The sequence below is a fragment of the Streptomyces sp. NPDC058880 genome, from assembly GCF_042742535.1.
Taxonomy (GTDB): domain Bacteria; phylum Actinomycetota; class Actinomycetes; order Streptomycetales; family Streptomycetaceae; genus Streptomyces.
This window is the reverse complement of sequence record NZ_JBHYMC010000052.1, coordinates 1-18,178: the sequence shown is the minus strand read 5'-3', so window position 1 is coordinate 18,178 and position 18,178 is coordinate 1. Positions and strand designations below refer to the sequence as shown.

Sequence of the window (18,178 nt, the reverse complement as noted above, 5' to 3'; positions counted from 1 at the left end):
CCCGCGGGGCGGTCGTCAGAGCCGTCGTCAGAGCCGTCGTCAGTGCACCGCCGATCTGTTCACCCTTAAGGGCTAAAACCGGGGAAGGCTTCCCAGGCGCCCCCGGCGCGCCGCCTACGGTCGCCAGGTGAACAGCAGCAACCAGGCACACCCTTCGCCGCGCACCGGCGCACACCGGGCGCACGGGCGCACGCCTCACGAGGAGGAACGGCCGCGCCCCTTCCGGTACGAGCCGTACCTCGACGGCCTGTTCACCTATTGCCTGTCGGTCCTGTGCGACCACGACACCGCGACCGACGTGCTCGCAGACGTCCTCGCCGTGGCCGAGCGGTATCCCGGTCGCTGCCCTGACGAGGGCGACCGGCGGGCTTGGCTCTACGCGCTCGCCCGCTGGGGCTGCCTGCGCCGGCTGGCGGAGCAGCGGCGCGTTCGGCAGGGAGCGCATTCCGCCAAGCGTGCGCCGGAGCACGCCGGGCGCGACCATGCGCCGGGGGGCGCAGCCTTCGACGGCCCGGCCGCGGAGCCCCGCCGGCAGCTTGACGTGAGCGCCTACCGCCGTACCGAGCTGGCACGTCTTGCCTGGCCGGAGGCCGCAGGGACCACCCCCGCCCAGCGCGAGGCACTCGAACTCGCCGTCCGCCACCGCCTCGCCGTCCCCGAACTCGCCGCGGTCCTCGGCACGCCCCCCGCCGCCGCCCGGGAGCTCCTGACCGGTGCCGCCTGCGAGGTGGAGCGCACCCGAGCCGCCCTCGCCGTCGTCGAGACCGGCGGCTGTCCCGGTGTCGTCCAGCTCACCGGCGGCGACGCGGACGGCAACAGCGGCGACGTCCTGCTGTCCAGCACCCTGCGCACCGAGCTCGTCCGGCACGTCGACGACTGCCCGAGGTGCCGGCGCGTCGCCGAACGCGTGGGCGCCGCCGCGCCGTGGCCCGGCTCCGGCGGCGTGGACACCGCCGCGCTGCCGCTCGTACCCGCCCCGCGCACCGCCGTCCACGCGGCGATGCACCGCTCCGGTCGGGGGCGCGGCCCCGCCCCCCGCTTCGACCGCACCGGCTTCCCGATGGACCCCAGGGACCGCGCGGCCCGCCGGGACCGGATGCGGGCCCGGGCGGTGACCACCACCGTCGTGGCCACCGTCGTCGCGGCCCCGGTCCTGGCGCTGTGGGCCTCGTACCGCGGCGAGCCCGGCACCGGCGAGCCCGCCGGCAGCGGCTCCCCCCGTATCTCCGCCAGCGAGACCGAGCTTCCGACCTCCCGGATCGACGGGCGCCCGCTGACCGCCTACGAAAACGCGGGCAACGCGGCCGTCACCACCGGTGGCCCCGACTTCGCCGACAACAGCGACTCCTCCGACGTCTCCGTCGAGGTGATCAGCACCGGCCCGCCCGCCACCCCCGACCAAGCCGGCGCCCCCGGCAGGCTCTCGGTCGCCGCGTCCTCGCGGGGCGCCCTCACCCTGCTCACCCTCACCGCCTCGGGCGGCGCCCCGGTGAACTGGCGACTCTGGTCCGACGCACCCTGGCTGCGGGCGAGCCGCACCGCGGGCACGCTCGCGCCCGGGGAGTCCGTCACCCTGCACATCGCCGTCGACCCCGAGGCGCAGCCGGTCGGCGCCTGGACCGCCCGGGTCGGGGTCGACCCGACCGGCGCGGTGATCTCCGTCCGGGGCCGCGGCCGGCCCCCGTCGACGCCCGTCCCGCAGCCGGAACCGACTCAGCCCGCGAGCCCGCCGCCGTCACCGGATCAGACGCAGGGACCCGCGCCGACGCCGTCCCCCACGGAGCCGACGATCCCTCCGCCGTCCCCGACCCCCGCGCCGACCCCGACGGACGGCGCGGGCGCAACGGCTTCCCCCGCGCCCGACCCGCCACCGTCGGAGCCGTCGGGCGGCTGACCCGGGGTGACGCCGGGTGACGCGGCCGGGGGTCGGCAAGGCCTGCGGAGTCGCCAGGGAGCCGACGCGGCCCTGCGAAGGCCGGCGACCGACCGGGCGGGGCTTCGGCTACGGGGCCGGATCCGCCGGATGCGGAGCCATCGGCAGGAGCGAGGCCAGCCGGGCCTCGCACAGCTGCACCAGCGCCTCGTACCCCTCCTGGCCCATCAGCTCCGTCAGCTCGGCGCGGTACGACACGTAGACGGGGTCCCCGGCGCCGTGCGCGGAGGTCGCCGACGTGCACCACCAGTGCAGGTCGTGGCCGCCCGGGCCCCAGCCCCGGCGGTCGTACTCGCCGATCGACACCTGGAGCACCCGGGTGTCGTCGGGCCGGTCGATCCAGTCGTAGGTCCGGCGGATCGGCAGCTGCCAGCAGACATCCGGCTTGGTCTCCAGCGGCTCACGGCCCTCCCGCAGCGCGAGGATGTGGAGCGAGCAGCCGGCCCCCGCGGGGAACCCCGGCCGGTTCAGGAAGATGCACGCCCCGTCCCAGCGGCGGGTCTGCTTCTCCCCGTCGTCGTCGTGCTGGGTCCACCCGCTCTCGCTGCCGACGTCGTGGAACTGCCACAGCTCGGGCGTCAGCCGGGCCACGTGCTCCGCGACGCGCTTCTCGTCGTCCTCGTCGGAGAAGTGCGCGCCGAGCGTGCAGCAGCCGTCCGAGGCCCGGCCCGCCTGGATGCCCTGGCAGCCGCTGCCGAAGATGCAGGTCCACCGGGAGGTCAGCCAGGTCAGGTCACAGCGGAAGACCTGCTCGTCGTCGGCGGGGTCGGGAAACTCCACCCAGGCCCGAGGGAAGTCGAGCCCCTTCTCGTCGGCCACGGCCTTGGCCTTTCCGGGCTTGAGGGGCTTGAGCTGTTTGAGGGGCTTGGGGGGTTTGCCGTTCGCTGCCTCTGCGTCCCGGGTGCGTGCGCCCTGGTCGTCCTTGCCCGTGTCCTTCTCCGACCGGGTCTTGTTGGCCTTCTTCGTATTTGGCACAAACCCAAGCCTAAGCGCCCCTTACGCGACCCCCGAGCGTTCCTCGCAGTAGCGTTTCCCCCTATGAGACTCGGTGTCCTCGATGTGGGTTCGAATACGGTCCATCTGCTGGTGGTGGACGCGCACCCCGGCGCGCGCCCGCAGCCGGCGCACTCGCACAAGGTGGAGATAAGGCTGGCGGAGCTCCTCGACGACGCCGGGGCCGTCACCCCGGCGGGAGTCGAGCGCCTGCTGTCCGTCATCAACGAAGCGGTGCAGGCCGCCGAGGACAAGGGCTGCGAGGACGTCCTCCCCTTCGCCACGAGCGCGGTGCGCGAGGCGACCAACGCGGACGAGGTACTGGCCCGGGTCAAGGCCGAGACCGGCGTCGACCTGCCGGTCCTCAGCGGCGAGGACGAGGCGCGCCTCACCTTCCTCGCCGCGCGCCGCTGGTTCGGCTGGTCCGCCGGGAAGCTGCTGGTCCTGGACATCGGCGGCGGCTCCCTGGAGATCGCGTACGGCATCGACGAGGACCCGGACGCCGCCGTCTCCCTCCCGCTGGGCGCGGGCCGCCTCACGGCGGGCTGGCTCCCCGGCGACCCGCCCGACGCCCTGGACATCCGGGCGCTGCGGCGGCACGTACGGGCGGAGATCGCGCGGACGGTTCGGGAGTTCAGCCGCTTCGGCGCCCCCGACCACGTGGTGGCGACGTCGAAGACGTTCAAGCAGCTGGCCCGCATCGCGGGCGCGGCCCGCTCGGCGGACGGCCTGTACGTGCAGCGCGACCTCAGCCGCAAGGCCCTGGAGGAATGGGTCCCGCGCCTGGCCGCGATGACGACGACCCAGCGCTCCGCCCTCCCCGGGGTCTCGGAGGGCCGGGCGAACCAGCTCCTGGCGGGTGCGCTGGTCGCCGAGGGTGCCATGGACCTCTTCGGCGTGGACGAGCTGGAGATCTGCCCGTGGGCCCTGCGCGAGGGCGTGATCCTGCGCCGCCTGGACCACCTCCCGACCTCGGGGGCTGGTCAGATGGCGTGACCCGGGGGGAGCTCGGCGGACTCGATGTTGTCGACCGCCGTGGAGAATTCGCGGCCGGACGGGCCTCGTACGTACGCCAGCTCCACCCAGTAGGGGTGGAGCGAGGTCGACACGTCCTCGTTGATCACGGCCATCAGCTCGCCTTCGACGCCGCTGGCCACATCACGCACGCGATGTCGTAGCAGCGGGTGCGGCACGTACTCGTAGCGGTCAGTCATCGAAGGATCCGATGAACCGCTCCCAGCCGGCACGTGCCCGTTCAAGGAGATCCTGACTGGGGCCGGGCGGGCCGAGGCGGCACAGGCACGGCGCGATCTGCCGTGATTCTTCCGGCCCGGGGTGTTCGTCCTTCTCCGTCACGAGCCCTCCACCTGTCCATTGGGTACGGACAGATGGTGTTCCTCCACAAGTGACGCCAGGGATGCAGGCTGTATCCCTGGCGGGGGTTGCTCACACGGCGCCGATCCACTCGGCATAGGAGGTCAGTGACGGATCGGAACGCTTGAGGCGGCGCAGCGTCGCGATGTCCTCACGGGCCCACGGGTGCTCACGCACGTGCTGGGGTGCTTGCCTGCGGGCCTCCTTGAGGCTCAAGAAGGCTTCGGTGGTCTTTCCGGACCAGAGGTGTGCGCGTGCCACTTCGATCCAGAATCCGGACCGGCGCTCCGCTGGGATCTCCCCGCCGGGGGACCAACCACGCGCGATGTCGAGGGCGCGCCCGATGTGGTGTCCACCAAGGCTGACCGCGACGGCGACCTCGTGGATGCGGACGCTGGACGGCCCGAACGCAGTACCCAGGTAGATGTCCTCGGATAGGCCTTCGGCCAGCGTCCGGGCTTCGTTCAGATGGTCGTACGCGGCATCCGCGCTGCCTGCGCGCGCAGCGACCACGGCCGTCCGCATGTGCAGTGCTCCCAGGGCTGCCGCCGACCGTGCCGTGTTCGGTGAGGGGCACGAGTCCAGCGCCTGCTCCAGCATGAGGTGGCCTACCCGGTGCGCGCGGGTGGCGAGAAAGACCTCTGCGCGCACGTAAGCGACGGAAGCGTTCAGGACCGGGTCACCGGCCTGCCCGGCTGCCCACCGCATCACGTCGATCAGTCGGGCCGAGAGGTCGTGTGCGCCGTACTTGTAAGCCGTCGCGTCGGCCGCTCGCGCTGCCGCGACGACGAGGTGGGCTGCTTCATGTCGATGAGCTGCGGGCGACGAGTGCAGGTATGCCAGCGCGTCCCCCAGGAGCTGTGGTGCCTGCGCCGCGATGAGGCCGTACTGGGCCGCGAGGCGCCACCCGACGGCGGCAGTGATGTCGTCTCGAAGCTTGGCCGGCGGTCTGAGCGGAGGGTCCACCGCGAACTCATAACCGGCAATGGCTGCGGAGATCGCCGGGAGTGCGGCATGAACTCGACGGCTGGTACCGACGTAGGCGGGGTCGAGGCGGGAGGCGTCCACTCCGAGTGCGGAAGCGATTGCTTCCAGCGTGGACGGGCCCGGGTTCCGAACGCCTCGCTCGCACCCTTTGATCATCGGGAGGGAAACGTGGGACGCGCGGGCGAGGTCGGCTTGGGTCATGCGTCGGGCCCGCCGACGAGCGGCGATGCGCTGCCCGATGTGGTCGGCCATGTGCGGACCGTACCGTGAGGGATGCGGGGTGTCCCGCGAACTGGACTTGTTCTCCTACGGATTGACGATGGCGGGCAACTCGGTGAGGGAATCGATCGACCAGTCCGCCGCAGCCCTGACCTCGGGGTCGTCCGCCCACCAGTGCCCCCAGGGGCCGCGGCGGATGTGGGCGGTGCGCAGGCCCGCGGCCCTCGCCGGGTGGATGTCGTTGGCCGGGTGGTCGCCGACGTAGAGGGTTTCGCCTGCTGGGCTGCCAGACACGGCCAGTACCCGTTCGAAGAACTGGGGTGCCGGCTTCGACACCTTCCAGTCACCCGACGTGACGACGAGTTCTGCGGGGAGGTCCAACGCGCGCAGCAACTCGCCAGCCCGGCGGCTCTGGTTGCCTGCGACGACGACTCGTACTTCGTCGGCCCGCAGGGCGGACAGTGCCGGCCGCACGTCCTCGTAGAGGTCCGTCTCGTCGAGCCGTTCGCCGCGTCCGGCGGCTTCCCGGGCGGCGTATTCGGCGTTGATATCGATGCCCGGCCGCAGGAGCCGCAGGGCATCGGCGTTGTCACGTCCGTCCACGACCACCGCACCGACCAGAGCGGACAGGGTGTGCCGGGGCACTTCGAGCCAGTCCGCCCACGCCCCCCAATAGCGATCGTCCCGGGTCAGGGTCTCGCCGATGTCCAAGACGACGGTCCGAATCATGGCGCCAGCCTACCGACGTCCAGTGGCTGCAGCCCCGGAGCTGCGGCCTTCCGACTGGGTACGGTCCCCGTGGCCGAGGGGAAGCCCGGGCGGAACGCCACCGCGTCCGCCGGCGGGCCTGTCGGTGCCGTTCGGCAGGATGGTGAGCATGAGTCACACCATCTCGTACTCGACGGCTGACAAGGCCGACGTGCTGGCCTTCCTGGGCAGCAAGGGCGATCTCACGCCGGATCAGCTGCGCCGCCTGGAGAGCATGCGGCGGTACGCCAGGATCCGTCAGGACGACCTCGACCACCAGGAAGTGGACTGGGGGCTGTCCGTCCCCGACGCCCTGGAGCACCTCATAGCCGGGCACAGCGACGCGGACGCGGACTGTGCGGGCAACGCGTACACCACCGCCCTGCAACTGGTCATCGACCGCAACGCCTCGGACCCGGGCCACCTGGGCACCTACTCCCGGCCCAGCACCTTCTTCGGGCTGGTCGACGACGAGATGCGGCGCCTCGGGGTGCCCGCCGACCTGCTGCCCCACGGGTTCCTCTACGGCGGGCTGCCCGACGAGTTCCCGTTCCTCCCCTCGTCGATGGACGGGTACCCGGCTATCGGCCACCTGCCGCTCGCCAGGACCAAGGCGGCTGCCGAGGCCTACCGGGCCGTCCTGGACCGGATGGACCCGGACTTCCACCACGACGTGCGGGAGCTCATCGAGAAGTTGGAGTTCGAGCACGGGGAATGGGAGAGCGCGACGAAGGACCTCGACTGGTACACCCAGGACACGCTCTTCTTCAGCCTCACGTGACCGGTGGGATCGGGCCCGCGTGGCGGTCGTCACGTACCGCGCGGGCGCGGGCCCCGTACCCTGTCCCCGTGGCAGAACCCGTCCGTATCCCGACCGCGAAAGTCGCCCTGTCCACCGCCTCCGTCTATCCGGAGTCCACGGCGACCGCCTTCGAGATCGCCGCACGCCTCGGATACGACGGCGTCGAGGTCATGGTGTGGACGGATCCGGTGAGCCAGGACATCGACGCACTGCGCCGCCTGTCGGACCAGCACCAGGTGCCCGTCCTCGCCGTCCACGCCCCCTGCCTGCTGATCACCCAGCGGGTGTGGTCCACCGATCCGTGGGTCAAGCTGCAGCGCGCCCGGTCGGCGGCCGAGAGGCTCGGCGCGTCCACCGTCGTCGTGCACCCGCCGTTCCGCTGGCAGCGCCAGTACGCCCGGGAGTTCGTCTCCGGCATCTGGCGGATGGCGGAGGAGACCGACGTGCGGTTCGCCGTGGAGAACATGTACCCGTGGCGGTACCGCGACCGCGAGATGCTCGCCTATGCGCCCGAGTGGGACGTGACGAAGGACGACTACCGGCACTTCACCGTCGACCTGTCGCACACCGCGACCGCCCGTACGGACGCGACCGCGATGATCGACCGGATGGGGGAGCGGCTGGCGCACGTGCATCTCGCCGACGGCAACGGCTCGGCGAAGGACGAGCACCTGGTCCCGGGCAGGGGGACGCAGCCCTGCGCCGAACTGTTGGACCGGCTGGCCCGGAGCTCCTTCGACGGCCATGTGGTGATCGAGGTCAACACGCGGCGTGCGATGTCCTCGGCCGAGCGCGAGGCCGACCTCGCCGAGGCGCTGGCCTTCACCCGCCTGCACCTGGCCACCGCCGGGCACGACCGGGCCCGCCGACCGTGACCGGGGGGAGCACGCCGCGCCGTCGGGGGCCGGGCCGGCCCCGCCAGGACGAGGCCGAGGAGGGGCCGGGCACCCAGGAGCGCATCCGGCTCGCTGCCCGTGAGGTGTTCGCGGAGCGCGGCTACGACAAGACGTCCGTGCGCGGCGTCGCGAAGGTCGCCGGGGTGGACCCGGCCCTGGTGCACCACTACTTCGGCAGCAAGGACGACCTCTTCGCCGCGGCCATCGAGATCAGCATCGAGCCGGCCCTGGAGGTCCCCGCCGTCATCGGGGAAGGGCCGGAGGGCATCGGCGAGCGGCTGGCTCGCTACTTCCTGGGCGTCTGGGAGAACCCGGTCACCCGGGCGCCGCTGCTGGCCGTGATCCGCTCCGCGCTCACCCACGAGGCCGCCGCGAAGGTGCTGCGCGGGCTGGTGCTGCGCAGGCTCCTGGAGCGGGTGGCCGCCGACCTGGACGTGCCTGATCCGACCTTCCGCGCCGAGCTCGCCGCCTCCCACATGGTCGGCATCGCGATCCTGCGCTACGTGCTGCAGGTCGAGCCCCTCGCATCCGCGGACACCGAGGACATCGTGGCGCTCGTGGCGCCCACGCTGCAGCGGTACCTGACCGAGGACTGAGCCGCCCGTCCCGTCATGCGGACGGGGCGTCCGGATCGCGGGCGGTGGGCGTAGCCTCGTATCTGAGCCATATCCGCAGTCGCGGCTGACCGTACAGCCGCACTCATGGGGAGTGAACCGCATGCCTGAGCTGAGGTCCCGCACCGTCACCCACGGCCGCAACATGGCGGGCGCCCGCGCCCTGATGCGCGCGTCGGGCGTAGCGAGCGAGGACATCGGCAAGCCGATCATCGCGGTCGCCAACTCCTTCACCGAGTTCGTTCCCGGTCACACGCACCTGGCGCCCGTCGGCCGGATCGTCTCCGACGCCATCCGCGCGGCCGGTGCGATCCCCCGGGAGTTCAACACGATCGCCGTCGACGACGGCATCGCGATGGGCCACGGCGGCATGCTCTACTCCCTGCCGTCCCGCGACCTGATCGCGGACAGCGTGGAGTACATGGTCGAGGCGCACTGTGCCGACGCCCTGATCTGCATCTCCAACTGCGACAAGATCACCCCCGGCATGCTGATGGCCGCCATGCGCCTCAACATCCCGGCCGTGTTCGTCTCCGGCGGCCCGATGGAGGCCGGCCAGGCCGTCCTCGTCGACGGCACCGTCCGCAAGCTGGACCTCATCGACGCCATGGTGGACGCCTCCAACGAGAACGTCTCCGACGAGGACGTGCTCCGCATCGAGGAGAACGCCTGCCCCACCTGCGGTTCGTGTTCCGGCATGTTCACCGCCAACTCGATGAACTGTCTGGCCGAGGCCATCGGCCTGGCCCTCCCGGGCAACGGCTCGGTCCTCGCCACGCACACCGCCCGCCGCGCCCTGTACGAGGACGCGGGCCGCACGGTCGTGGAGATCACCAAGCGCTACTACCAGGACGGCGACGAGTCCGTCCTCCCCCGCAGCATCGCGACCCGCGAGGCCTTCGAGAACGCCATGGCCCTCGACATCGCGATGGGCGGCTCCACCAACACGATCCTGCACCTGCTGGCCGCCGCGCAGGAGGCGGGCCTGGACTACGACCTGAAGGACATCGACGCCGTCTCGCGCCGCGTCCCGTGCCTGGCCAAGGTCGCCCCGAACGTGGCGCCCGGCGGCACGTACTACATGGAAGACGTCCACCGGGCCGGCGGCATCCCCGCCATCCTCGGCGAGCTGCACCGCGGCGGACTCCTCAACAAGGACGTGACGACCGTCCACTCCGCGGGCCTGGAGGACTGGCTGGCCCGGTGGGACGCCCGCTCCGGCACGGCCACCGACACGGCCATGGAGCTGTGGCACGCGGCCCCCGGCTGTGTCCGCTCCGCCACCGCCTTCTCGCAGTCCGAGCGCTGGGACACCCTCGACCTCGACGCCGAGGGCGGCTGCATCCGCTCCGTGCAGCACGCGTACTCCAAGGACGGCGGCCTCGCGGTGCTGCGCGGCAACATCGCCGCCGACGGCTGCGTCGTGAAGACGGCCGGTGTCGACGAGTCGATCTGGACCTTCGAGGGGCCGGCGGTCGTCTGCGAGTCGCAGGACGAGGCCGTCGACAAGATCCTGCGCAAGGAGATCAAGGCGGGCGACGTCGTCGTCATCCGCTACGAGGGCCCGCGCGGCGGCCCCGGCATGCAGGAGATGCTCTACCCGACGTCCTTCCTCAAGGGCCGCGGCCTCGGCAAGGTCTGCGCGCTGGTGACGGACGGCCGCTTCTCCGGCGGCACCTCCGGTCTGTCCATCGGCCACGCCTCCCCGGAGGCGGCGTCCGGCGGCGACATCGCGGTCGTCGAGGACGGCGACCTGATCCGCATCGACATCCCGAACCGGTCCATCGAGATCGTCGTCGACGATGCCACGCTGGCGGCCCGCCACGAGGCTCTCGGCGGCGTCTACGCCCCGAAGAATCGCGAGCGCAAGGTCTCCGCGGCCCTGCGCGCCTACGCCGCGATGGCCACCAGCGCCGACAAGGGCGCGGTCCGCGACGTGACCCGGCTGGGCTGACCCGGGCGGCCCCGGCAGCGACGCCCCCGCACCGCACGGTGCGGGGGCGCCCGCGTCCGAGCTCCGGGCGGGACGCCGCCCGGGCTCCGCGCCGCCGGGCCGTTCACCAGCGGGCGGGATCGCCCGCGTCCACGGCGAACACCGATCCGTCGGGCGCGCCCGCGAACACCCGCCCGCCGCCGGCCACCGGCGCCGGCAGGGTCGACGCGTAGGTGTCCTTGCCGTCCGCCATCCGCGGCCTGGTCTGGCCCGCCGGCCTGCCGTCGGCCGCGTCGAAGGCCAGCAGCCGCCCGTCCGGCGCCGTCAGGTGGACCCGCCCGTCGGCGACCACCGGACGGGAGGCCACCGTCACGCCCGTCTCCAGCCGCCACCGCTCCTTGTCGGCGCCGACGGCCACCAGCGGGCCGGAGGTCCCGAACAGGTACGTGACCCCGTCCCGGTCCACCGCCGCCTCCGCGTCGAACAGCGGAGCGGTGAGCCGTACCCGCTGCGCGGTGCGCGCCGTCAGATCGGCGCGCACGACGGCGGTGGTCCGGGAGGAGGCGTCGACGTCCATCAGGTACAGGCCGCCGTGCGCGGCGCCGACGGGCCGCAGCCGCCCCGCCGTACGGAACTGCCGGGTCACGCTCCCGCTCGCCGGGTCGACCGCGGCGAGCTGGGTGGATCCGCTGCTGTCGGGCGTCACCGCGTACAGCTCCGGTGCCGCGCCGCCCTCCGGCCCGCCGCCGCTCCACCACACGGAGCCGACCCCGCCGATCTGCCGGGTCCAGCGGGTGGTGCCGGACGCCGCGTCCAGTGCGGTGACGCTGCCGTCGGTGCCCACCAGCAGCACCTGCGAGCCCGCGGGCACCGCCTGGGAGCCTGCGGGCAGTCCGCGCCGCCAGCGTTCGGCGCCCGTGGCCGGGTCCAGGGCCTGGAGCGTCCCGCTGCCGGGTGCCACGACGAGGACCCGTCCGCCGGCGTGCAGGGGCGTGGCAGGGGCGGGCGTCCCCTTCGCGGGGGCGGCCGCGGGTGACTCCAGGGCCCACACCGTCGAACCGTTCACGGGGTCCAGCCGGGCCGCCAAGAGGCCCGGTCCGGCGCAGTACAGGGCCTCCGCCTGCCAGGAACAGGCCCCGATCCGGCTGCCCGTCCCGGGCTTGCCGAGGGGGACCGACCAGGGGGCGAAGTTCTTCACCGGCGTCGGATCCGCCTGGGCGGCGATCTGGGCGGGAGAGGATCCGGCGGCTGTCCCGTGGCGGAGGTACCCGCCGACGGCACCGCCCACCAGCAGCAGCCCGATCCCCGCTGCCACCGCGATCCGGGCCCGCCGCCGGCCCGGGACCCGGGGTTCGGGCCCGGCGGGGATCCGCTCCCGGCGGTGGGTGAGCAGCTCGGCCCCGTCGGGCTGCCGCGGCCGGGGGATGAAGGCCTGGGTGTCCTCGGCGGTCGGGTACGCGACCGCCCGCATCTCGGCGATCAGCTCCTCGGCGGTGGGCCGCTCCCGCGGGTCCTTGGCCAGGCACCGCTCGACGAGCGGTACGAGCTGCCGGGGCAGCCCGCTCAGGTCGGGCTCGCTGTGCACCACCTGGTACGCCACCAGGTAGTGGCTGTCGGAGTCGAAGGGGCCGCGGCCCGTCGCCGCGTGCACGAGCACCGCGCCGAGGGCGAAGACGTCCGCGGCCGTCCCCACCTCGCGCGGCCGCTGGAACTGCTCGGGTGCCATGAACGGCGGGGTGCCGATCAGCTTTCCGGTCTCGGTCCGCAGGTCGCTGTCGGCCGGCCGGGAGATCCCGAAGTCGATGACCCGCACGCCGTCGGGCGCCATGAGCACGTTGCTGGGCTTGAGGTCGCGGTGGACCACCCCCGCCCGGTGGATGTCGCGCAGGGCCTCCGCCAGGCCGGCCGCGAGCCGGGCCAGCTCGGTACGGTCGAGCACCTTCTCGCGGACGCGTTCGGAGAGCGTCGGCGCGTCGATGAACAGGGTGGCCATCCAGGGCCGTTCGGCGTCGGGGTCGGCGTCCACGACGGGTGCGGTGAACGCCCCGCTCACGCGCCGGGCGGCCGCGACCTCCTGCCGGAAGCGGGCCCGGAACTCCGGGTCCACGGCATGCTCGGCGTGCACGATCTTGACGGCGAGTTTCAGCCCCGAGCCGGACGTGGCGAGGTGGACGACGCCCATACCTCCGGAGCCGAGCACCGCTTCGAGCCGGTACTGCCCGGCGTACTCCGGAAAGCCCGCGTAGTCCGCGCGCAGCGAATGCACCGCTCACCACCCCCGCCGGAGCCTAGTCGATGACCCGTACGCATCTCCAAGGTCCTGCTACCCTGCGCGAGTTGCGCACGGCAACGCCCATGGGGGGAGATTTCGCATGTCGGTGGAGAACGATTCGAGCCAAGTTCAGAGCCTTGCTTCGGGCTCCGGCTACCCGTCCTATCCGGTCGCGCCCGGCTACCGGCTGAACGTCCGCAGCGGGCCCGGTACCAACTACTCGGTGATCGACGTCCTGCCGGTCGGCGCGATCGTCACGCTGCGCTGCCAGACCGAGGGCACCACGGTCTCGGGCCCGTACGGCACGTCCAGCATCTGGGACTGCATCGGGAACGGCCGCTTCGTCTCCGACGCGTACATAAAGACCGGCAGTGACGGCTATGTGGTCACGCGCTGCGGCTGACCCGTCTGACACGTGAGACACACCCGGCCCGGGCGGCCCGGCGGGGGATAATCGCCGCTGTGAGCGACGACCAGCGAGACCAGACCCCCGCCGAGCCGGCCGGCGCGGCTGCCCCGGCCCGGGCCGCGGCCTCGGAAGCGACCGGGCCGGTGCCGCCCGCGGGCCCGCAGCCCGAGCCGCTCCGCTTCTTCGGCACCACCTGGGTGAACCACGAGAACGGCTACGGCCTGCGCCGCGCCGCCCTCGCCGTCGGCTCCCTGGTCACGGCCACCGCCGCCGCCGTGCTGCTGCGCCTCTCCTACGAAGGCTTGGAGATCGGCGACGTCGGCCCCTTCCTCAGCATCTCCGTCGTCGTCCTCTTCGCGATCGCCAGTGCCATCGCCTTCGTCAAGACGTGGGACTCCTTCAGCCGGCGCCCGGCCCCGTCCTCCGACGAGGCCGCCCTCAAGGGTCTGAAGACGATCGGCTTCATCGGTTCCCTCATCGCCTACTCCCTGCGCTGCCTGACCGAGGCCCCGGGCGAGAAGCTGCACCGTGCCGAGTACGAGCGCGCCCGGGCCGAGTACGCCCGCCGCCGCAGCACCCGTACGGGCAACCCGGCCGCCCGCCGCCCCAAGCGCAAGAAGCAGTAGTCGGCGGCCGGGCCTCCGCACGTCCGCGCGTCCTCGTTCTTCCTGGTTGTTGACGCCCGGCCACCCCCAGGAGCATTATTCATCACATGATGAATAAAGAAGCCGGCGGTGACCAGGCCGCTGTGCACGCCCACGGCCTGACCGTCCGCCGCGGCACCGGCCGCACCCCGCGCACCGTCATCTCCGACATCGCCTTCGACGTCCCCCGAGGCCGCATCACCGGCCTCCTCGGCCCCTCCGGCTGCGGCAAATCCACCCTCCTGCGGGCCATCGTCGGCACCCAGGCCCACGTCACCGGCACCCTCGACGTCCTCGGCCGCCCCGCCGGCCACGCCGACCTGCGCTCCCGCATCGGCTACGTCACCCAGGCGCCCTCCGTCTACGACGACCTCACCGTCCGCCAGAACCTCGACTACTTCGCCGCGATCCTCGACCCCGGCCGCGCCGCCGCAGCCCGCCGCGCCGAAGCCGTGGACCGCGCCATCACCGACGTCGACCTCACCGCCCGCGCCGGCGCCCTCGCCGGCAACCTCTCCGGCGGCCAGCGCAGCCGCGTCTCCCTCGCCGTCGCCCTGCTCGGCACCCCCGAGCTCCTGGTCCTCGACGAACCCACCGTCGGACTCGACCCCGTCCTGCGCCGCGACCTGTGGAACCTCTTCCACCACCTCGCCGCCACCCGCGGCGCCACGCTCCTGGTCTCCTCCCACGTCATGGACGAGGCCGAGCGCTGCCACGACCTGCTCCTCATGCGCGAAGGCCGCATCCTCGCCCAAGGCACCCCCGACGCCCTGCGCACCCGCACCCACTCCGCCACCGTCGAGGAGGGCTTCCTCCGCCTCGTCGACGAGGCCGACACCCTCGCCGCCCAGGAGCAGACCCGATGAACGCCGCCCGCACCGCCGCCACCGCCGCCCGCGTCCTGCGCCAGCTCCGCCACGACCCGCGCTCCATCGCCCTGATGGTCCTAGTGCCCGTCCTGATGCTCACCCTGCTGCGCTTCGTCTTCGACGGCAGCCCCCGCACCTTCGACACCATCGGCGCGTCACTCCTCGGGATCTTCCCCCTCATCACCATGTTCCTGGTGACCTCCATCGCCACCCTGCGCGAACGCACCTCCGGAACCCTCGAACGCCTCCTCGCCATGCCGCTCGGCAAGGGCGACCTCATCGCCGGCTACGCCCTCGCCTTCGGCGCCGTCGCCGTCGTCCAGTCCCTCCTCGCCACCGGCCTTGCCCTCTGGGCCCTCGGTCTCGACGTCGTCGGCTCCCCCTGGCTGCTGCTGCTCGTCGCCCTCCTCGACGCCCTCCTCGGCACCGCCCTCGGCCTCTTCGTCTCCGCCTTCGCGGCCTCCGAATTCCAGGCCGTCCAGTTCATGCCGGCGGTGATCTTCCCCCAGCTGCTCCTCTGCGGACTCTTCGCCGCCCGCAGCACCATGCACCCCGTCCTCGAAGGCATCTCCGACGCCCTGCCCATGTCCTATGCCGTCGACGGCATGACCCAGGTCCTCACCCACACCGACATGACCACCGACTTCGTACGCGACGTCGTGATCGTCGCCGCCTGCGCCGTCCTCGTACTCGCCCTCGGCGCGGCCACCCTCCGCCGCCGCACCCCCTGACCGCACTGCGGACAGCGCGGCCCCACCCACCCCCCGGGTGCAAGGATGAGGACACGTACGCGTACGCCTGCGCAGCCCAGGCGGAAGAACAGTTCGGCGAGGTGAATCGGGCATGACCCAGACAGTCGCAGTCCTCGGTACCGGCAAGATCGGCGAGGCTCTGCTCAGCGGAATGATCCGCGGCGGCTGGCCCGCCTCCAAGCTCCTCGTCACCGCACGCCGCAGCGACCGGGCCGAGGAACTCCGCACCCGCTACGGCGTCGAGTCCGTCTCCAACGCCGAGGCCGCCAAGCGCGCCGACACCCTCATCCTGACCGTCAAGCCCCAGGACATGGCCAAGCTCCTCGACGAGCTCGCCCCGCACGTCCCCGCGGGCCGGCTGGTCATCAGCGGCGCCGCCGGCATCCCGACCTCCTTCTTCGAGGAGCGCCTCAGCCCCGGCACCCCCGTCGTGCGCGTCATGACGAACACCCCCGCCCTCGTCGACGAGGCCATGTCCGTCATCTCCGCCGGCAGTCACGCCACCGCCGAGCACCTCGCCCACACCGAGGAGATCTTCGGCGGCGTCGGCAAGACCCTGCGCGTCCCGGAGTCCCAGCAGGACGCGGCCACCGCCCTCTCCGGCTCCGGACCCGCGTACTTCTACTTCCTCGTCGAGGCCATGACCGACGCCGGCATCCTCCTCGGCCTCCCGCGCGCCCAGGCCCACGACCTCATCGTCCAGGCCGCCATCGGCGCCGCCGTGATGCTCCGCGACAGCGGCGAACACCCCGTCAAGCTCCGCGAGGCCGTCACCTCCCCGGCCGGCACGACCATCAACGCGATCGTCGAGCTGGAGCGGCACGGCGTACGCGCCGCCCTGATCGCCGCACTCGAAGCCGCCCGCGACCGCAGCCGCGAGCTCGCCTCCGGCAACAGCTGAACCTCGGGCACTGCGGGGCCTCCGCGTCGCGGGGGCCCCGCACCCCACACCCGCTGCCCGGCCTACGGCCGCAGCAGCCCGATCGCCTCGTACGCCCGGTCCACCACGGGCCGCGCCAGCTCCCTGGCCCGCCCCGCGCCCTCCCGCAGCACTTCGTCCACCTGCGCCGGATCGGCCGCCAGCTCCGCGTGCCGCTCCCGCAACGGCCGCAGCAGCTCGATCACGGCGTCGGCCACGTCCCGCTTCAGTGCCCCGTACCCGCCGTACCCGTCGGCGAGCGCGGCCGGATCGCCGCCGGTGCACGCCGCCAGGATGTCCAGCAGGTTCGCCACGCCCGGCCGCGCCTGCCGGTCGTACACCACCGCACCGTCCCCGCTGTCGGTCACAGCCCGCATCACCTTCTTGCGCACCACCCCGGGCTCGTCGAGCAGATAGACGATCCCCGATCCGTTCGCGTGGGACTTGCCCATCTTCGACGCCGGATCCTGCAGGTCCATGACCCGTGCGGCCACCGCCGGATGGGTGGCCTTCGGCACGATGAAGGTGTGCCCGTAGCGCTGGTTGAAACGCGCCGCCAGATCCCGGGTCAGCTCGACGTGCTGGCGCTGGTCCTCCCCGACGGGGACCTCTCCGGCCCCGTAGGCCAGGATGTCCGCGGCCATCAGCACCGGATAGGTGAGCAGGGACAGCCGTACGCCGTCGCCGGAGGCCTGCGCCCTCGCCGCCTTCTCTCGGTACTGGATCATCCGCCGCAGCTCCCCGTCGGTCGCCGTGCACTCCAGCAGATAGGCCAGCCGGGTGTGCTCGTCGACATGGCTCTGCACGAACAGGGTGCACCGCCGGGGCTCCAGCCCTGCCGCGATCAGCAGCGTCGCGGCCTGCCGACTGAGCCTGCGCACGCGCGCCGGCTCGTGCTCGACGGTCAGCGCGTGCAGGTCGACGACACAGAACAGCGCATCGTCCGGCTCCCGGTCAGCCGCGACCCACTGGCGCACGGCACCCAGGTAGTTCCCCAGGGTCATGTGGCCGGTCGGCTTGATCCCGCTGAAGATCCTCGTCATGTCCTGCTCTCCCTCTGACTGCGTGAGTGGTGACGGGCCACCGCGCCGGGCGACCGAGTCACTCCCGGGAGGGAGCAAACAGAAACGGCCGCCGAGGCGGCGGCCGTGAGCGCATGCGTGCTCGCGTGGAAGGTCGGCCGCCGTCAGGCGGCCCACCAGCGAAGGCTGGGTGTGGGTGCATGCGTAGTCATGCCGGCCAGCGTAGACCGGCGGAAACGAGGACGCCGCGAGTTTTGCCCACCTGCGTGGCGACGGTCGGCGGGGGTTGACACGGATGTGCCCGGTCCGTAAGGTTCTTCGAGTTGTCCGACGTGAGCGCTGACTCCGGTCGGTCCCCGGACAGCCATTCCGCACTACACATTCGAACGAACGACGCACCTCGTCGTCTCGTTTTCATGCGTATTTGCGAATGAGGAATCCGCGTCCGAGGACGCCGCCCCCGATTGGCTTCGGAGGTGGGGAATCCGCTACTGTCTCACTCGCCGCAAGGGCCCAACCGCCCACGTGGTGAAACCCGCTGACTGGGAATCAGGCCCGAAAGGATCTGATAGAGTCGGAACCGCCGGAAAGGGAAACGCGAAAGCGAAAACCTGGAAAGCGCCGAGGAAATCAGACACGAAAGAGTCTGATAGAGTCGGAAACGCAAGACAGCAGAACGAAAGCCCGGAGGAAAGCCGCAGCGAGTGTCGCTGGGGTGAGTACAAAGGAAGCGTCCGTTCCTTGAGAACTCAACAGCGTGCCAAAAATCAACGCCAGAAGTTGATACCCCGTC

General features: G+C 72.3%; 17 protein-coding genes. 11 read left to right on the top strand and 6 right to left on the bottom strand.

Going from position 1 to position 18,178, the window contains the following annotated elements:
* Window positions 1-127: 127 nt before the first annotated feature.
* On the top strand, window positions 128-1,894 hold the full coding sequence (locus tag ACFW2G_RS24895) for a sigma-70 family RNA polymerase sigma factor (protein WP_037921246.1): 1,767 nt from the start codon (window positions 128-130) through the stop codon (window positions 1,892-1,894).
* A gap of 108 nt (window positions 1,895-2,002) precedes the next feature.
* Here ACFW2G_RS24895 and ACFW2G_RS24890 read toward each other — a convergent pair whose 3' ends face one another.
* Complete coding sequence (locus ACFW2G_RS24890) at window positions 2,003-2,752, bottom strand: hypothetical protein (RefSeq protein WP_384454809.1); 750 nt, start codon at window positions 2,750-2,752, stop codon at window positions 2,003-2,005.
* A 219-nt stretch (window positions 2,753-2,971) separates the two neighbouring features.
* Between ACFW2G_RS24890 and ACFW2G_RS24885 the strand changes: the two genes are divergently transcribed.
* Window positions 2,972-3,922, top strand: coding sequence for a Ppx/GppA phosphatase family protein (locus ACFW2G_RS24885; protein WP_037921249.1), 951 nt, complete (start codon window positions 2,972-2,974; stop codon window positions 3,920-3,922).
* On the opposite strand, the gene ACFW2G_RS24880 is transcribed toward ACFW2G_RS24885, so the two are convergent.
* The 3 genes from ACFW2G_RS24880 to ACFW2G_RS24870 form a co-directional block, all read right to left on the bottom strand.
* The gene (locus tag ACFW2G_RS24880) at window positions 3,910-4,140 is read right to left on the bottom strand and encodes a hypothetical protein (RefSeq protein ID WP_384585030.1); all 231 of its coding nucleotides are present in this window, start codon (window positions 4,138-4,140) and stop codon (window positions 3,910-3,912) included. The two genes, ACFW2G_RS24885 and ACFW2G_RS24880, sit on opposite strands and share 13 nt — an antisense overlap.
* A 232-nt stretch (window positions 4,141-4,372) precedes the next feature.
* Window positions 4,373-5,539 (bottom strand): helix-turn-helix domain-containing protein, encoded by a 1,167-nt coding sequence (locus tag ACFW2G_RS24875; protein WP_384585027.1) that lies wholly within the window; start codon window positions 5,537-5,539, stop codon window positions 4,373-4,375.
* Between the two features lie 54 nt (window positions 5,540-5,593).
* A complete protein-coding gene (locus ACFW2G_RS24870; RefSeq protein WP_384585024.1) occupies window positions 5,594-6,235 on the bottom strand; it encodes an HAD family hydrolase in 642 nt (213 codons plus the stop codon).
* 148 nt (window positions 6,236-6,383) lie between these two features.
* Between ACFW2G_RS24870 and ACFW2G_RS24865 the strand changes: the two genes are divergently transcribed.
* The 4 genes from ACFW2G_RS24865 to ilvD all read left to right on the top strand — a co-directional run bounded on the left by ACFW2G_RS24865 (window position 6,384) and on the right by ilvD (window position 10,519).
* Window positions 6,384-7,034 (top strand): hypothetical protein, encoded by a 651-nt coding sequence (locus ACFW2G_RS24865; RefSeq protein WP_384454781.1) that lies wholly within the window; start codon window positions 6,384-6,386, stop codon window positions 7,032-7,034.
* Window positions 7,035-7,102: 68 nt separating this feature from the next.
* Window positions 7,103-7,930 (top strand): sugar phosphate isomerase/epimerase, encoded by an 828-nt coding sequence (locus ACFW2G_RS24860; RefSeq protein WP_037921258.1) that lies wholly within the window; start codon window positions 7,103-7,105, stop codon window positions 7,928-7,930.
* Window positions 7,927-8,547 carry a TetR family transcriptional regulator gene (locus ACFW2G_RS24855; protein WP_037921260.1) on the top strand — a complete coding sequence of 207 codons (621 nt, stop codon included), beginning with the start codon at window positions 7,927-7,929 and terminating at the stop codon, window positions 8,545-8,547. The genes ACFW2G_RS24860 and ACFW2G_RS24855 overlap by 4 nt, the downstream gene beginning before the upstream one ends.
* Before the next feature lie 121 nt (window positions 8,548-8,668).
* On the top strand, window positions 8,669-10,519 hold the full coding sequence (gene ilvD, locus ACFW2G_RS24850) for a dihydroxy-acid dehydratase (protein WP_037921263.1): 1,851 nt from the start codon (window positions 8,669-8,671) through the stop codon (window positions 10,517-10,519).
* Between the two features lie 103 nt (window positions 10,520-10,622).
* On the opposite strand, the gene ACFW2G_RS24845 is transcribed toward ilvD, so the two are convergent.
* Window positions 10,623-12,764 carry a serine/threonine-protein kinase gene (locus ACFW2G_RS24845; RefSeq protein ID WP_384585021.1) on the bottom strand — a complete coding sequence of 714 codons (2,142 nt, stop codon included), beginning with the start codon at window positions 12,762-12,764 and terminating at the stop codon, window positions 10,623-10,625.
* A 106-nt stretch (window positions 12,765-12,870) separates the two neighbouring features.
* Between ACFW2G_RS24845 and ACFW2G_RS24840 the strand changes: the two genes are divergently transcribed.
* The 5 genes from ACFW2G_RS24840 (at window position 12,871) to proC (ending at window position 16,345) form a co-directional block, all read left to right on the top strand.
* Window positions 12,871-13,173 carry an SH3 domain-containing protein gene (locus ACFW2G_RS24840; protein WP_037921267.1) on the top strand — a complete coding sequence of 101 codons (303 nt, stop codon included), beginning with the start codon at window positions 12,871-12,873 and terminating at the stop codon, window positions 13,171-13,173.
* A gap of 59 nt (window positions 13,174-13,232) precedes the next feature.
* Window positions 13,233-13,805 carry a membrane protein gene (locus tag ACFW2G_RS24835; protein WP_037921269.1) on the top strand — a complete coding sequence of 191 codons (573 nt, stop codon included), beginning with the start codon at window positions 13,233-13,235 and terminating at the stop codon, window positions 13,803-13,805.
* An 86-nt stretch (window positions 13,806-13,891) separates the two neighbouring features.
* A complete protein-coding gene (locus ACFW2G_RS24830; RefSeq protein ID WP_037921270.1) occupies window positions 13,892-14,689 on the top strand; it encodes an ABC transporter ATP-binding protein in 798 nt (265 codons plus the stop codon).
* Window positions 14,686-15,423, top strand: a complete 738-nt coding sequence (locus tag ACFW2G_RS24825) for an ABC transporter permease (protein ID WP_037921271.1) — start codon at window positions 14,686-14,688, stop codon at window positions 15,421-15,423. The genes ACFW2G_RS24830 and ACFW2G_RS24825 overlap by 4 nt, the downstream gene beginning before the upstream one ends.
* Before the next feature lie 112 nt (window positions 15,424-15,535).
* The gene (proC, locus tag ACFW2G_RS24820) at window positions 15,536-16,345 is read left to right on the top strand and encodes a pyrroline-5-carboxylate reductase (protein WP_037921272.1); all 810 of its coding nucleotides are present in this window, start codon (window positions 15,536-15,538) and stop codon (window positions 16,343-16,345) included.
* 62 nt (window positions 16,346-16,407) lie between these two features.
* Here proC and trpS read toward each other — a convergent pair whose 3' ends face one another.
* On the bottom strand, window positions 16,408-17,406 hold the full coding sequence (gene trpS / locus ACFW2G_RS24815) for a tryptophan--tRNA ligase (protein WP_037921274.1): 999 nt from the start codon (window positions 17,404-17,406) through the stop codon (window positions 16,408-16,410).
* Between the last annotated feature and the right edge of the window lie 772 nt (window positions 17,407-18,178).

Coding starts and splice junctions, on each gene's coding strand:
- ACFW2G_RS24885 (WP_037921249.1), top strand. CDS start 2,972: ATGAGACTCGGTGTCCTCGATGTGGGTTCGAATACGGTCCATCTGCTG.
- ACFW2G_RS24880 (WP_384585030.1), bottom strand. CDS start 4,140: ATGACTGACCGCTACGAGTACGTGCCGCACCCGCTGCTACGACATCGC.
- ACFW2G_RS24875 (WP_384585027.1), bottom strand. CDS start 5,539: ATGGCCGACCACATCGGGCAGCGCATCGCCGCTCGTCGGCGGGCCCGA.
- ACFW2G_RS24870 (WP_384585024.1), bottom strand. CDS start 6,235: ATGATTCGGACCGTCGTCTTGGACATCGGCGAGACCCTGACCCGGGAC.
- ACFW2G_RS24865 (WP_384454781.1), top strand. CDS start 6,384: ATGAGTCACACCATCTCGTACTCGACGGCTGACAAGGCCGACGTGCTG.
- ilvD (WP_037921263.1), top strand. CDS start 8,669: ATGCCTGAGCTGAGGTCCCGCACCGTCACCCACGGCCGCAACATGGCG.
- ACFW2G_RS24840 (WP_037921267.1), top strand. CDS start 12,871: ATGTCGGTGGAGAACGATTCGAGCCAAGTTCAGAGCCTTGCTTCGGGC.
- ACFW2G_RS24830 (WP_037921270.1), top strand. CDS start 13,892: ATGATGAATAAAGAAGCCGGCGGTGACCAGGCCGCTGTGCACGCCCAC.
- ACFW2G_RS24825 (WP_037921271.1), top strand. CDS start 14,686: ATGAACGCCGCCCGCACCGCCGCCACCGCCGCCCGCGTCCTGCGCCAG.
- proC (WP_037921272.1), top strand. CDS start 15,536: ATGACCCAGACAGTCGCAGTCCTCGGTACCGGCAAGATCGGCGAGGCT.
- trpS (WP_037921274.1), bottom strand. CDS start 17,406: ATGACGAGGATCTTCAGCGGGATCAAGCCGACCGGCCACATGACCCTG.